The organism is Glycomyces dulcitolivorans, assembly GCF_003265355.1.
GTDB lineage: Bacteria > Actinomycetota > Actinomycetes > Mycobacteriales > Micromonosporaceae > Glycomyces > Glycomyces dulcitolivorans.
The window spans coordinates 35,177-48,058 of record NZ_QFRW01000322.1; the positions used below are offsets into that span (position 1 = coordinate 35,177).

General features: G+C 69.9%; 12 protein-coding genes and 1 pseudogene. 3 read left to right on the forward strand and 10 right to left on the reverse strand.

Annotated features, from left to right (window positions below):
• Positions 1-106 precede the first annotated feature (106 nt).
• Positions 107-1,294 (forward strand): FAD-dependent oxidoreductase, encoded by a 1,188-nt coding sequence (locus DI269_RS24135; protein ID WP_112140731.1) that lies wholly within the window; start codon positions 107-109, stop codon positions 1,292-1,294.
• Positions 1,295-1,336: 42 nt separating this feature from the next.
• On the opposite strand, the gene DI269_RS24140 is transcribed toward DI269_RS24135, so the two are convergent.
• From DI269_RS24140 to DI269_RS24155, 4 genes are all read right to left on the reverse strand, one after another.
• Positions 1,337-1,855, reverse strand: coding sequence for a hypothetical protein (locus DI269_RS24140; protein WP_157975181.1), 519 nt, complete (start codon positions 1,853-1,855; stop codon positions 1,337-1,339).
• Between the two features lie 22 nt (positions 1,856-1,877).
• Entirely contained in the window at positions 1,878-4,226 is a 2,349-nt protein-coding gene (locus tag DI269_RS24145) for a RelA/SpoT family protein (RefSeq protein WP_269814196.1), read from the reverse strand.
• 145 nt (positions 4,227-4,371) lie between these two features.
• Complete coding sequence (locus DI269_RS28465; protein ID WP_112140738.1) at positions 4,372-5,268, reverse strand: peptidylprolyl isomerase; 897 nt, start codon at positions 5,266-5,268, stop codon at positions 4,372-4,374.
• A gap of 31 nt (positions 5,269-5,299) precedes the next feature.
• Positions 5,300-5,635 (reverse strand): hypothetical protein, encoded by a 336-nt coding sequence (locus tag DI269_RS24155; RefSeq protein ID WP_112140740.1) that lies wholly within the window; start codon positions 5,633-5,635, stop codon positions 5,300-5,302.
• Between the two features lie 125 nt (positions 5,636-5,760).
• Here DI269_RS24155 and DI269_RS24160 point away from each other — a divergent pair, with 125 nt between their 5' ends.
• Entirely contained in the window at positions 5,761-6,429 is a 669-nt protein-coding gene (locus DI269_RS24160) for an MBL fold metallo-hydrolase (protein ID WP_112140742.1), read from the forward strand.
• A gap of 52 nt (positions 6,430-6,481) precedes the next feature.
• Complete coding sequence (hisS, locus tag DI269_RS24165) at positions 6,482-7,807, forward strand: histidine--tRNA ligase (RefSeq protein WP_112140745.1); 1,326 nt, start codon at positions 6,482-6,484, stop codon at positions 7,805-7,807.
• 43 nt (positions 7,808-7,850) lie between these two features.
• On the opposite strand, the gene DI269_RS24170 is transcribed toward hisS, so the two are convergent.
• The 6 genes and pseudogenes from DI269_RS24170 to DI269_RS24195 form a co-directional block, all read right to left on the reverse strand.
• Positions 7,851-8,093, reverse strand: coding sequence for a hypothetical protein (locus DI269_RS24170; RefSeq protein WP_112140747.1), 243 nt, complete (start codon positions 8,091-8,093; stop codon positions 7,851-7,853).
• A gap of 7 nt (positions 8,094-8,100) precedes the next feature.
• Complete coding sequence (locus tag DI269_RS24175) at positions 8,101-8,970, reverse strand: hypothetical protein (protein WP_112140749.1); 870 nt, start codon at positions 8,968-8,970, stop codon at positions 8,101-8,103.
• A 151-nt stretch (positions 8,971-9,121) separates the two neighbouring features.
• Positions 9,122-9,952, reverse strand: coding sequence for an SDR family NAD(P)-dependent oxidoreductase (locus DI269_RS24180; protein ID WP_112140751.1), 831 nt, complete (start codon positions 9,950-9,952; stop codon positions 9,122-9,124).
• Positions 9,953-9,995: 43 nt separating this feature from the next.
• Positions 9,996-11,195 carry an NAD(P)/FAD-dependent oxidoreductase gene (locus DI269_RS24185; RefSeq protein ID WP_112140753.1) on the reverse strand — a complete coding sequence of 400 codons (1,200 nt, stop codon included), beginning with the start codon at positions 11,193-11,195 and terminating at the stop codon, positions 9,996-9,998.
• 102 nt (positions 11,196-11,297) lie between these two features.
• A complete protein-coding gene (gene sigJ, locus DI269_RS24190; protein WP_112140755.1) occupies positions 11,298-12,245 on the reverse strand; it encodes an RNA polymerase sigma factor SigJ in 948 nt (315 codons plus the stop codon).
• Between the two features lie 53 nt (positions 12,246-12,298).
• Positions 12,299-12,882: pseudogene (locus DI269_RS24195) on the reverse strand (hypothetical protein); the annotation flags it as partial.

Genomic DNA, 12,882 nt, shown 5'->3' on the forward strand with positions numbered 1-12,882 from the left:
AGCGGATCGGGGGTCCCGAAGAGGTTTCCCGTACAACCCCGGTCGAATCCCGAACGCTACCGCAGGGTGACGCGGGACGGGCGACTTGCGCCATACGGTCGCCCCTATGACGAACCAACAGCTCCGCAAGGCCCGGACCGCCCTGGTCATCGGCGGCGGCGTCGCCGGCCCCGTCGTCGCCCTCGCCCTGCGCAAGGCCGGCATCGACGCGCAGGTCTTCGAGGCCTACCGGCCCGGCACCGGCTCCAAGGGCGGCCCGCTCGGCCTCGCCTCGAACGGCCTCAACGCCCTCCGCGTGGTCGACGCCGACGCCGGCCTGGCCGATGCGGGCATCCCCACGCCGCGCATGACCATCAGCTCCGGCACCGGCAAGGTCCTCGGCACCATCGGCACCGACCCGGCCCTCCCCGAGCGCCTCACGATCCCGCGCGGCCGCCTCGCCGAGCTCCTCCAGGCCCGCGCCGAGGCCGAAGGCGTCCCGTTCACCTACGGCAAGCGCTTCGAAGGCGCCGTCGACACCGGCTCCAGCGTCATCGCCCAGTTCGACGACCACACCACCGCCGAAGCCGACGTCCTCATCGGCTGCGACGGCATCCGCTCGGCCGTCCGCGGCCTCGTCGACCCGACTGTCAAGCCCCGCTACACCGGCCTGGTCGGCCTCGGCGGCTACATCGACGGCCCCGCGGGCGTCGGCGACACCGGCGGCGACTTCCGCATGGTCTTCGGCCGCCGCGCCTTCTTCGGCTACCTCTCCGACGGCGCGCGCACCGGCTGGTTCGCCAACCTGCCCTACCGCGACCTCGCCGCCGCCGGCCTCCCCGGCACGACCTTCGACACCTGGATGGACCGCCTGCGGGCCGCGTTCAAGGACGACGCCGGACCCGCCCTCCAGATCCTCGACCACGTGACGCCGGACGGGTTCATCCCCGCCTCGCCGCTCGAAGACCTCCCGCACGTCCCCGTCTGGTCCAAGGGCCGCACCGTCCTCGTCGGCGACGCCGCCCACGCGACCTCGCCCAGCTCGGGCCAGGGCGCCAGCCTCGCCGCCGAATCCGCGATCGAACTCGCCCGGTGCCTGCGCGACCTCCCGATCACCGACGCCTTCAAGGCCTACGAGTCCCGCCGCCGTGCGCGCGTCGAACGCGTCATCGCCGAAGCCGCCCGCACCAACCAGTCCAAGGCCGCCGGCCCCGTCGCCGCCCGCTTCCGCGACGCCCTCATGCCCTTCTTCATGTCCCGCTTCGCCACCCCCGAACGCACCGCCTGGCAGTACGCCTACACGATCGACTGGTGACACGCCGAAGGCCCGCGCCGCGGCGCGGGCCTTTTCGGTCTTCTACGGCTGGAGGGCGCGTTCGAGGTCGTCGAGGAACATCTGCTCGTTCTCGGTAATGGCGACCTTCTTGCTGAAGAGGCCGCCTTCGCGGGTCTTGACGGCGCTCGCGACCTCGGTGGCGAGGTGGAGGAGCCAGGCGGTGTACGCGGCGGCGTCCTCAGGGGCGGCCTTGCGGTGCAGGAGGTCGGCGACCTCGGCGGCGAGCTTCAGGGCCTCGGACATGGCGACGTCGTCGACGGGGAGGTCCGCGTCCTCGCCGTCGGCGCCGCGCTCCTTGAGCGCGAGGGCGACCGACTTGACGAAGGGATTGTCGTGCTTATGGGCCTGCTTGAAGACCTTCGCCCCCGCGGTGACCTCCTTGAGGAACACCAGGGCGTTCTTCGAGCCGTCGGAGACGACGGCCCCCTTCAGCACCACGCCGGGGGTGTTCACGATCAGGGCGCGCTCGTCGTCGTCGAAATGGGACAGCTCGGGCATCGTCTGGCTTTCTGGTGCGCTGGTGTCGGTCGGGCACACCATAACCCGGGTATGCGAGGCCGGGTCAGGTGCGTTCTGCGCCCGTGAGGCGGTAGGCGTCGTAGACGCCGTCGACCTTGCGGATGACCTTGATGATGTGGTCGAGGTGCTCCGGGTTCGCCATCTCGAACGTGAAGCGCGACAGGGCGACCCGGTCACGAGTCGTCGTCACGGTCGCGGACAGGATCGAGACCCGCTCGCCCGACAGGACCTGCGTGACGTCCGCGAGCAGCCGGTGCCGGTCGAGGGCCTCGACCTGGACCGTCGCGACGAACGTCGCCTGGTCGTCCTCATGGGACCAGTGGACCTCCAGGACCCGGTCGGGCTGGAGTTCGATGCGCTCCTCGGCGTTCTCGCAGTCCCTGCGGTGCACCGAGATCACGTGGTACCGCGTGGCGAAGCCGATGATCGAGTCGCCAGGGATCGGGTTGCAGCAGTGGGCGAGGCGCACCGGCATCTCGCCCTCCTCCATCCCCGCGACCGTGACGGCGGCGTGGATGTCGCCGTGGGCCTCGGGGACGATGCGGGCCGGCTGGGTCGGGGCGGTGGCCTCGGCCATGTCCTCGGCGGCGCCTTCGGCCCCGCCCTGGACTTCCAGGAGCTTCTGGACGACCGAGGACGCGGAGATGTGGTGCTCGCCGAGCGCGGCGTACAGCGCCTCGACGTCCTTGATGTTGAGGTCCTTGGCGAGGGACGTCAGGTTGTCGTGGGTGAGCATCCGCTGGAGCGGCAGGCGGCGCTTGCGCATCGCGCGCGTCAGCTCGTCCTTGCCCAGTTCGATGGCCTCTTCGCGCCGCTCGCGCTTGAAGTGCTGCTTGATCTTCGTGCGGGCGCGGGGGCTCTTGACGAACGCCAGCCAGTCCTCGCTGGGCGTCGCGTTCTCGGAGTTCGAGGTGAAGACCTCGACGACGTCGCCGTTGGACAGCGTCGACTCCAGCGGCACGATCTTGCCGTTGACCTGGGCGCCGATGCAGCGGTTGCCGACCTCGGTGTGGACGGCGTACGCGAAGTCCACGGGCGTGGAGCCCGCGGGCAGGGCGATGACGTCGCCCTTGGGCGTGAACACGTACGCCTCGGAGGAGGCGAGGTCGAAGCGGAGCGCGTCGAGGAACTCGGACGGGTCGGCGGCCTCGCGCTGCCAGTCGAGGAGCTGGCGCAGCCACGCCATGTCGTCGATGTGCGCGGGCGGGCCGGCGACGGTGGAGTTCTTGGTCTCCTTGTACTTCCAGTGCGCGGCGATGCCGTACTCGGCGGTGCGGTGCATGGCCCAGGTGCGGATCTGCATCTCGACGGGTTTGCCGTTCGGGCCGATCACGGTGGTGTGCAGCGACTGGTACATGTTGAACTTGGGCATCGCGATGTAGTCCTTGAAGCGCCCCGGCACCGGCTGCCAGTTCGCGTGGATCACACCGAGGGCCGCGTAGCAGTCGCGCTCGTCCTCGACGAGGATGCGCAGGCCCACGAGGTCGTAGATGTCGTTGAAGTCGCGGCCGCGGACGATCATCTTCTGGTAGATCGAGTACAGGTGCTTCGGCCGCCCGGAGACCTCGGCCTTGATGCGCGAGCCCTTGAGGTGGTCCTTGACCTGGGCGACGACCTGCTGGAGGAGCATCTCGCGCTGCGGGGAGTGCTCGGAGACCAGGCGTGCGATCTCGGCGTAGCGCTTCTTGTAGAGGGTGGCGAAGGACAGGTCCTCCAGCTCCCACTTGATGGTGTTCATGCCGAGCCGGTGGGCCAGCGGCGCGAGGATCTCCAGCGTCTCGCGGGCCTTCTGCTCCTGTTTCTCGGGCGGCAGGAACGTCAGCGTGCGCATGTTGTGGAGGCGGTCGGCGAGCTTGATGACCAGGACGCGGGGGTCCTTGGCCATGGCGACGACCATCTTGCGGATCGTCTCGGCCTTGGCCGCGTCGCCGAGCTTGACCTTGTCGAGCTTGGTGACGCCGTCGACCAGGAGCGCGACCTCGCCGCCGAACTCGTCGCCGAGCTCGTCGAGCTGGTAGTCGGTGTCCTCGACGGTGTCGTGCAGGAGCGCGGCCACGAGCGTGTTCGTGTCCATGCCGAGCTCGGCGAGGATCGAGGCGACCGCGAGCGGGTGCGTGATGTACGGGTCCCCGGACTTGCGGAACTGGCCGTTGTGCAGCTGCTCGGCGCGCGTGTACGCCTGCTGGAGGAGCCGCACGTCCGCGCGGGGGTGCGCGGCCCGGTGGGCGGCGACCAGGGGCTCCAGGACCTCGGGGAGGGTGGAGGACTGCCAGGGCGCGTTGAAGCGCGCCAGCCGGGCCCGCATGCGGCGCCCGGTGGGGGGCCCTGTCGGGCCGCCCGACGTGGGCGCGGCGTCAGCAGGTCTGCCGGACGCGGCTCGCTCGGTCACCACGCACGCCTCCTCGGTCTCCCACGGCACTGATCATCCACGGCACTGTGGCCTCTCAAAGCCTCAACAAGGCTCCGATACGCATTAATCCTAGCCGCGCGCGACAGCCCGGGCCGCCGACGCTGCCCGGACTGTGCGCGCGACTGGATCACATGACGCCCGCGGCGGCGACCTGCTCGACGATGTCCAGGCCGGAGGTGATCTGGCCGAGGATCGTGTAGTCGGCGGGGAGCGTGGTGTCCTCGTAGACGATGAAGAACTGGCTGCCGGTGGTGCCGGCGCCGGCGTTGGCCATCGCGATGGTCCCGGCCGGGTAGTTCGCCTCGGCCTCGACCGGGGTGTTCTCCTCGCCGTACTGGTAGCCCGGGGAGCCCGCGCCGGCCATCTCGGGCGTGCCGGCCTCGATCGCGGCGCGCGCGTCGGGGTCGCCGCACTGGAGGACCCAGATGCCGTCGGTGGTCAGGCGGTGGCACTGCTGGCCGTCGAAGTAGCCGTCCTGGGCGAGGAACGTGTAGGACCCGGCGGTGCACGGGGCGCCGGCGGTGTCGATGTCGGCGGTGATGACGCCGAGGTTGGTCACGATGGTCATGACCTGCTTCCCGGCAGCGGGCTCGGTCGCGAGCGGGACCGGGCTGGTGCCGTCCATCGAGGTGTACATGCACGGCGCGGTCTCGGAGGCGTCCGGCGTGCTCATCTGGAGGCATTCCAGGTAGATGTCCTGGACGGGGCGGCCGTCGGTGAGGCCCTCGGCCGCGGTGCCGGTGGCGCCCTCGCCGCTGGGCTCGATGCCGTCGCAGCGGGTCGAGGCGGCCTCGGCGTCGTTCACCAGCTGCTGGACGTCGGGGTCGGTCGAGCCGCCCGCGCCGTCGTCGCCGCCGAGCCAGGCGAACGCGCCCCATGCCACGAGCACGAGCGCGACGAGGGCGCCGACGCCCCCGATGCTCCAGGCGACGGTGCGCTTGTGGCGCTCCTCCTCGGCCTTGACGGCCATGCGCTGCTGCAACTGCTGGCGGGCCGCCAGTCGCTGTGCCTGTTTCGACGCCACCGTCGGATCTCCTTCGCGCGGTCGGGGGTAGTTACTCGGACTCGGTCTCGGTGGGGGTCTCGGTCGCCGTGTCGGTGGCCTCGTCGGTCGCGGCGTCGGTGGCCGCATCCGTGGCCGTCTCGGTCGCCAGCGGGTCCACCGACTCGGTGATCTCCGAGGTCGGGGTCTCCTCGGCGGTGGGCTCCTCGTCCTTGAAGAACCCGTCCTGCCACAGGTATACCAAGGTCAGCACGGCCGCGACGGCGAGGAGCCCGCCCAGCGCCTGGAGCCGGCGGCGACGGCGCAGCTTGCCCGCGAGGCGCGCGTTCTTCTTCGCGTTCGCGATGCGCTGCTTGCGCTGCTCCATGTGCTTGGACTTCGCGGGCACCTGGACTCCTCATGACGTTCGCTTGTGTTGGGGGTTACGAGTTCCGCAGTCTAACCGGGTCAAGTCAGGCGCGTCACCGCAGGATGCCCGGTGTATCCTGACCCCGCGAAGGAGGGGGAGGGCGGGTGCTCATCGAGACGCTGGTGGCGGATGCGTTCGGCACGAACTGCTACGTGCTGTCGTCCGGTCCCGGCGCCGAGTGCGTCGTCGTCGACCCGGGCATCGGCATCGCCCCGCGCCTGGAGGCCCTGCTCGGCGAGCGCGGCCTCAAGCCCGTCGCCGTGGTCCTCACCCACGGGCACCTCGACCACACGTTCTCGGTGACCCCGGTGTGCGGCGCGAACGACGTCCCCGCCTACATCCACGCCGACGACGCCCATCTGCTGGCCGACCCGGCGCAGGGCTTCAGCGCGAACATGATGTCGCTCGTCGGCACCGGCCTGGACTGGACCGAGCCCGACGACGTGCAGGTCCTCAACGACGGCGGCGTCGTCGAACTCGCCGGGATGCGCTTCACCGTGGACCACTCGCCCGGGCACACCGCCGGTTCGGCGATGTTCCACACCAGGGGCGACGAGGCCGCGTACACGCTGACCGGCGACGTGCTCTTCCGCGGCGCCATCGGCCGCACCGACCTGCCCGGCGGCTCCGACGCGGCCATGCAGGAGACGCTGCGCACGAAGGTCCTCCCGCTCGACGACGGCGTCGTCGTCCTCCCCGGGCACGGCCCGGCCACCACGATCGCGGCCGAGCGCGCCCGCAACCCGTACCTGAGGCGCCTGACCGCCCATTAGGCGCGCCTTCCGCTTTCTGTCGTTCGATCGAAATCCATTTGAGGAGACACCCATGTCACGACCCCAGCCGCTCTCGGGCTTCCCCGAACTGCTGCCCCGGCAGCGGATCGTCGAGCAGCAGGTCGTCGACCATCTCCGCCGCGCCTTCGAGCTCCACGGCTTCGCGAACCTCCAGACCCGCGCCGTCGAGCCCATGGACCAGCTGCTGCGCAAGGGCGAGACCTCCAAGGAGGTGTACGTGCTGCGCCGCCTCCAGGCCGACGCGCGCGACACCTCCGACGCCGAGCTGGGCCTGCACTTCGACCTGACGGTGCCGTTCGCGCGGTACGTCCTGGAGAACGCCGGGAAGCTCAACTTCCCGTTCCGCCGCTACCAGATCCAGCCGGTCTGGCGCGGCGAGCGCCCCCAGGGCGGGCGCTACCGCGAGTTCTGGCAGGCCGACATCGACATCGTCGACCTCGGCGAGCTGCCCGCGCACTACGAGGTCGAGGTCGCCCTCGTCGTCGCCGACGCCCTCCGGGACCTCCCGATCCCCAAGGTGCGCATGCACGTCAACAACCGCAAGCTCTCCCAGGGCTTCTACCAGGGCCTCGGGATCGCCGACACCGAAGAGGCGCTGCGGATCATCGACAAGCTCGACAAGATCGGGCCCGACGCGACCGCGAAGCTCCTCATCGACGGCGTCGACGCGACCCCCAAGCAGGCCGAGGCGTGCCTGAAGCTCGCCTCGATCCGCTCCGAGGACACCTCGTTCGTCGACGAGATCCGCGCTCTCGGCGTCACCGACCCCCTCCTGGAGGAGGGCCTGACCGAACTCGCCGCGGTGGTCGACGCCGTCGCGAAGGAGGCCCCGGGGTTCGTGGTGGCCGACATGAAGATCGCGCGCGGCCTCGACTACTACACCGGCACGGTCTACGAGGTCTTCATCGAAGGCGAGGAGCACCTCGGCTCGGTCTGCTCGGGCGGCCGCTACGACAAGCTCGCCTCCGACGGCAAGAACACCTACCCGGGCGTGGGCCTGTCCATCGGCGTCTCCCGCCTCCTGGTCCCGCTTCTCCAGGCCGGCAAGCTCGACGCCACCCGCGAGGTCCCCACCTGCGTCCTGGTCGCCCTCACCGCCGAGGACGACCGCCCCGACGCCAACGCCCTCGCCCAGCGCCTCCGCAAGCGCGGCATCCCCACCCAGGTTTCGCCCTCGGCCGCCAAGTTCGGCAAGCAGATCAAGTTCGCCGACAAGCGCGGCATCCCCTTCGTCCTCTTCGTCAATGACGAAGGCACCCAGATGAAGGACATCCGCTCCGGCGACCAGCTCACGGTCGACGTCGACACCTGGAACCCCCCAGCCGAAGACCTCCACCCGACGATCACCACGAACTAAAACGAAGCGGGCGTCCCGAGGGGCGCCCGCTTCGTTTCAAGCGTCAATCTGAATGAGCGTGATTCTCGACTGCGAACCTAACTACCCGCTTCACCCAGGCCCGGAGAATGGTGATGTCGTTGCTGGCGTCGATCTCGCGGCGCTCATGCTCGGAGAGCGTCATTCCGAATTCGTCGATGTATTCCAGGAGCACTTCTCGGTACCCGAGTAGGAAACCCGCTGCGTATCCCCTTCCGTATCGCTCGTTGAGGAGCTTGCTGGGGTGCGGGTAGACCACCTCCTCCATCGGTTGGTCATCCGAGGATGTCGGCGACCGACGGTGCGGTTGCGGCACGCTTCAACCAGGAATTGAGCCGGTTCAAGTCCTGGCAGGTTTCGATCTTCCGGCGTTCGTTCTCGGTGATCGCCAACCCGCGAGACTCGATGATGATGAGCAGTGCGTTCGATTCTCCCTCAGCTTTGCCTTCGGCTCGACCCTCGGCTTTGAGATCGGCGACGAGCTTGCTCTGGTATGGGTAGGTCTCTTGCTGCACTAGGGCCTCCAGGATGGTGCGGGCGTGCTCGCTGAGCTGCCCCAACATGTATTCAGTGTACCGTTTGACTTCTTCGTAGGAGCGCTGCTCAAGTTCCGCGGATGCGGCGGTGAGCAGCTGCTCGATCTCATCCGAAGTCTCGTGGATGAGCGTGCCGAGCACCATCTGCTCGGCCAGATAGCCCGAACCGGACGGCTCGGTGAGCTTCGGGTAGTTGTGCTGGCCGAGTACCAGCGGTTGGAATGTGAAACCGGGGTGGCCGAGTTCGATTGCTTCGGCCGCCCAGGCCGCGACCGCAGGCTGCGGGCAGATCACGATCAGTGCGACCGGCGCGGTGATCCGATGTCGGATGTTGACTTGGTATGCGGGCCATGAGAACCGCTTGCGGTTGTCTTTTCCGCGCTGGACTTCGAGGATGATGCCGATCTGGGTTTTGTCGTCTTTGGAGCAGACGACCACGTTGTCGGCGTTCAGGTCCCGTACTTCGCGGTCGGTGGCCGACTCGGAGTAGGGGAGGATCTGGTCGTGTTCGGGGATCGGGATGCCGAGGAGGTCTCTGGCGAGTTCGACCGCGAAGCCCGGCTTGAACCTTGCGAGCTTCAGCGGGGTGTCGTGAATGTTGGTAGTCACATGCGCAACGCTAGAAACCGGAGGCGACAGCCGCCAAACACGTAACCCGCTGGAATTTCACGTAAGCGATCGAGTTCACATTCGGCTGCGGTACATGGGATTTGGGGCAGCGCAGAGGCGGGCGCCCGAGGGGCGCCCGCCTTCTTTTCGTTCAGCCTTGGGCCTTCTGGGAGAGGTCGAGCCACTCGTCCCAGTTCTGGAGGCGCTTGGCGTAGGCCTGTTGGACCATGGGGTAGAAGCCAGTGCCGAAGAGGATGCGGACCGGGGCGGTGTCGGCGTCGGCCAGTTCGAGGAGGACTTGGGCCGCGGCGGCCGGGTCGCCTGCGGGCTGCTTGCTGGCCATGGCGCCGAGGCGTTCGCGGAGGGCGTCGTAGGCGGGCTTCTTCTCGGCCATGAAGCCGTTGTTGAGCGGGTCGGGGTTGACGCCCTTGCGGGTGGCGTAGCCGCCGGGCTCGATGATGGTCACCTTGATCCCGAACTGGGCCACCTCCCCGGCGAGCGCCTCGTTCAGGCCCTCCAGCGCCCACTTGGAGGCGTGGTAGGCCCCGCCCAGCGGCATCGCGATGAGGCCCGCAGCCGAGGAGAGCTGGAAGATGTGGCCCGAGCCCTGGGCCCGCAGGTGGGGGAGGACCGCCTGGACGACCCACACAGCGCCGAACAGGTTGGTCTCCATCTGGGCGCGCAGCTCCGCCTCGGACAGCTCCTCGACGGCGCCGACCTGCGCGTAGCCCGCGTTGTTGACCACGACGTCGAGCCGTCCGAAGTGGGCGACCGCGCGTTCGACCGCTGCGGCGACCGCGACCTTGTCGGTCACGTCCATCGCCAGCGGCAGGACCGCGTCGCCGTAGGACTCGACCAGGTCGGCGAGGCTCTCGGCGCTGCGGGCCGTGGCGGCGACCTTGTCGCCGCGCTCCAGCGCCGCGGTGACGAACTCGCGGCCGAGTCCGCGGGAGGAACCGGTGACGAACCAGACCTTGCTCATGATGGTTTCCAATCCTGTTGCCGTGAAAGGGGAGTGAAGGTTTCTAGGCCAGGGCCTTGATCGCGGTGCCGCCCGCGTTCTGGGCCGCCGGAGCGATGCGGCGGCGGCGGACCGGCATGCCGAGGGTCGGGTGGGCGGCGCCCCAGGCGGCGAACGAGCAGACCAGCTCCTTCATGCGCGCGGCCAGGGGGCCGCGGAGCGAGGAGTCCTTGGTCCGGTCGTCCGCGGTGACCCACTGGACCAGGCCGTCCTTGCGGCCCAGGCTGATGCACTGCCCCGAGTACTTCAGGGGCGTGCGGCCGGCCTCGGTGCCGGTGAGGCGGGCGACGATCGAGTCGGCGGCCTGCCAGGCCATCGGGGTGCCGGTGGCGCAGGACATGCGCAGCGGGTTCCCGGCATCGCCGAACGCGAAGCCGGAGTCGCCGACGGCGAACACGTCCGGGTGCGAGACCGAGGCCATGTCGCGGTCGACCACGATCCGGCCGTCGGCGGCCGTCTCCATCGTGGTCGCGGCCGCGATCGGGTGGACGGCGAAACCGGCGGTCCACACCGTGACCGCGGACGGGATCGCCTCGCCCGCGGCGGTGCTGATCGCGTCGGCGCCGACCGCGGCGACGTCGGTGTGCTCGTGGACGGTGATCCCGAGCCGTCCGAATACCTTCCGCAGGTGCTCCTGCGCCTTCGGCGAGACCCAGTCGCCCAGGCCGCCGCGGGCGATGAGCGCGACCTTCAGGTCGGGGCGCGACTCGGCGAACTCGGTGGCCGCCTCGACGCCTGTGAGGCCGCCGCCCACGACGGTCACGGTCTGCCCGGCGTCCATGCGGGCCAGGCGGTCCCGCAGCTTCAGGGCGCCGGTGCGGCCGGCGACCTCGAAGGCGTGCTCGGCGACCCCGGGGACACCGTGGTCGTTCAAGCGGCTGCCGAGGGCGTACACGAGCGTGTCGTATTCGAGCCGCTCGGCGCCGTCCGCGCCGGTGACCGCGACGGTCTTGGCGTCGGCGTCGACGGCGTCGACCTTCGCGAGCTTGAACTCGACGCCGGTCCCGGCGAACATCTCGTCGAAGGGCCGGTGCTTGAGGACCTGACCGGTCGCGACCTGGTGGTTGCGGACGCGCTCGACGAAGTCGGGCTCGGCGTTGACGAGGGTGATCCGGACGTCCTCGGGGTGCAGCCGCTTCGCGAGGCGGCCGGCGGCGCTGGCCCCGGCGTAGCCGGCGCCGAGGACGATGATGCGGTGCTGCATGGTCTTGCTCCTGTCTGCTTCGTGTTCGCGACCTGAACCGGGCAGGCCTGCGAAAGCTGACAAGAACTAGATATGAAGCACGTCACATGATGTCACACCTGGCTAGAACGCCTGGTGGACGAGGGGTTCGCCGTGGTCGAGCGTCGCCCACAGGGCCGTCGCCCGTTCGAGCTTGTCGGGGTTGACCTGGTTGCGGAACGCGGCGATGCCGTCGGGTCCGACCTCCAGGCACATGACGCCGATGACACGCCCGTCCAGGACCGCGACCGCCGCCGGCTCGCCGTTGGCCGTCCACGCGTACACCTCGGGCGAGCCGCCGACGAACTTGCGCTTGGCCTCGGCGGGCCGGAACAGGCCCCACAGGAACTTCGCAACCGCCCTCGCCCCGGCGTACGGGGTAGCCTTGGCAGGGACCCTGCCGCCGCCGTCGCCGTGGGCGACCGCGTCGCCGGTGAGCAGCTCCAGCAGCGGGGCGACCGAGCCGCCGGTGGCCGCGGCGAGGAACTCCTCGACGATGCGGCGGGCGGCGGCCTCGTCGATCTCGGTGCGGGCGCGGCCCTCGGCGATGTGCTTCTTGGCGCGGTGGAAGATCTGCTGGCTCGACGCCGAGGTGATGTCGAGGATCTCGGCGATCTCGCGGTGCGGGTAGTCGAAGGCCTCGCGCAGCACGTAGACGGCCCGCTCGTTGGGCGACAGGCGCTCCATGAGCGTCAGGACCGCGTAGGACACCGATTCGCGCTGCTCGGCGGTGTCGGCCGGGCCGAGCATCGGGTCGCCGCCCAGGAGCGGCTCGGGCAGCCACTCGCCGACGTACGTCTCGCGCCGCGCCCGCGCCGACGTCAGCTGGTTCAGGCACAGGTTCGTGAGGACCTTCGTCAGCCACGCCTCGGGGATCTCGATGCGTTCGATGTCGGCCGCCTGCCAGCGCAGGAACACCTCCTGCACCGCGTCCTCGGCCTCGCCGGCGGAGCCGAGCATGCGGTAGGCGATGGCCGCCAGGCGGGGCCTGGCGGCCTCGAAGCGGTCGACGTCGAGGGCCGTGAGGGTCATGGCCGAATCCTAGCCCGCGAACCGCGCTGCGGCGTCTTCCTTGGGGCCGTGGGCTACTCGACGGGCCGGACGCAGTAGATCGCGGTGATGGAGTCGATGTCGGGGTCCCATTCGCGGCTGGCGGCGATCGCGGTGTCGGTGTAGTAGTACTGGGTCCACTCGTAGCCGTCGCAGGCGTCGGCGGCGGCCACGGCGTGGTACTGGTCGCTGGGGTCGGAGTCGGCCGGGCTCTGGGCGATGTGCACGACGTACCAGAACGCGTCGGCGGAGGCGCAGTCGACGACGTAGAAGCCGGTGGTGACGTTCTCGATGCACTCGCCCTCGATCGGGACGCGGTACTCGGACTCGCCTGAGGTCGTGGCCTCCTCAGAAGGCTCGGCGGCGGTGGTCTCCTCGGCGGCCTCGGTCGTCTCCTCCTCGGCCGCTTCGGAGGTCTCGCCCTCGGTGGCGACCTGGTCGTCCTTCTCGTCCCCGCCCAGGCTCAGGGCGAGGGCGGTGCCGCCGATGGCGACGACGAGGACGACGGCGATGAGGCTGACGATGAGCGTCGTGTTGCCGCCCGAGCGCGGCGGCGGGGGCGCGGCCTGGCCGGGCTGGAACGCGCCGCCGGGCGGCTGGAAGGCGCCGGTGGGCTGGG

What these genes read in the sequence shown, in the direction of transcription:
- DI269_RS24135 (WP_112140731.1), top strand. Translation starts at nt 107, where the DNA reads ATGACGAACCAACAGCTCCGCAAGGCCCGGACCGCCCTGGTCATCGGC.
- DI269_RS24140 (WP_157975181.1), bottom strand. Translation starts at nt 1,855, where the DNA reads ATGGTGTGCCCGACCGACACCAGCGCACCAGAAAGCCAGACGATGCCC.
- hisS (WP_112140745.1), top strand. Translation starts at nt 6,482, where the DNA reads ATGTCACGACCCCAGCCGCTCTCGGGCTTCCCCGAACTGCTGCCCCGG.
- DI269_RS24170 (WP_112140747.1), bottom strand. Translation starts at nt 8,093, where the DNA reads ATGGAGGAGGTGGTCTACCCGCACCCCAGCAAGCTCCTCAACGAGCGA.
- DI269_RS24180 (WP_112140751.1), bottom strand. Translation starts at nt 9,952, where the DNA reads ATGAGCAAGGTCTGGTTCGTCACCGGTTCCTCCCGCGGACTCGGCCGC.
- DI269_RS24185 (WP_112140753.1), bottom strand. Translation starts at nt 11,195, where the DNA reads ATGCAGCACCGCATCATCGTCCTCGGCGCCGGCTACGCCGGGGCCAGC.
- sigJ (WP_112140755.1), bottom strand. Translation starts at nt 12,245, where the DNA reads ATGACCCTCACGGCCCTCGACGTCGACCGCTTCGAGGCCGCCAGGCCC.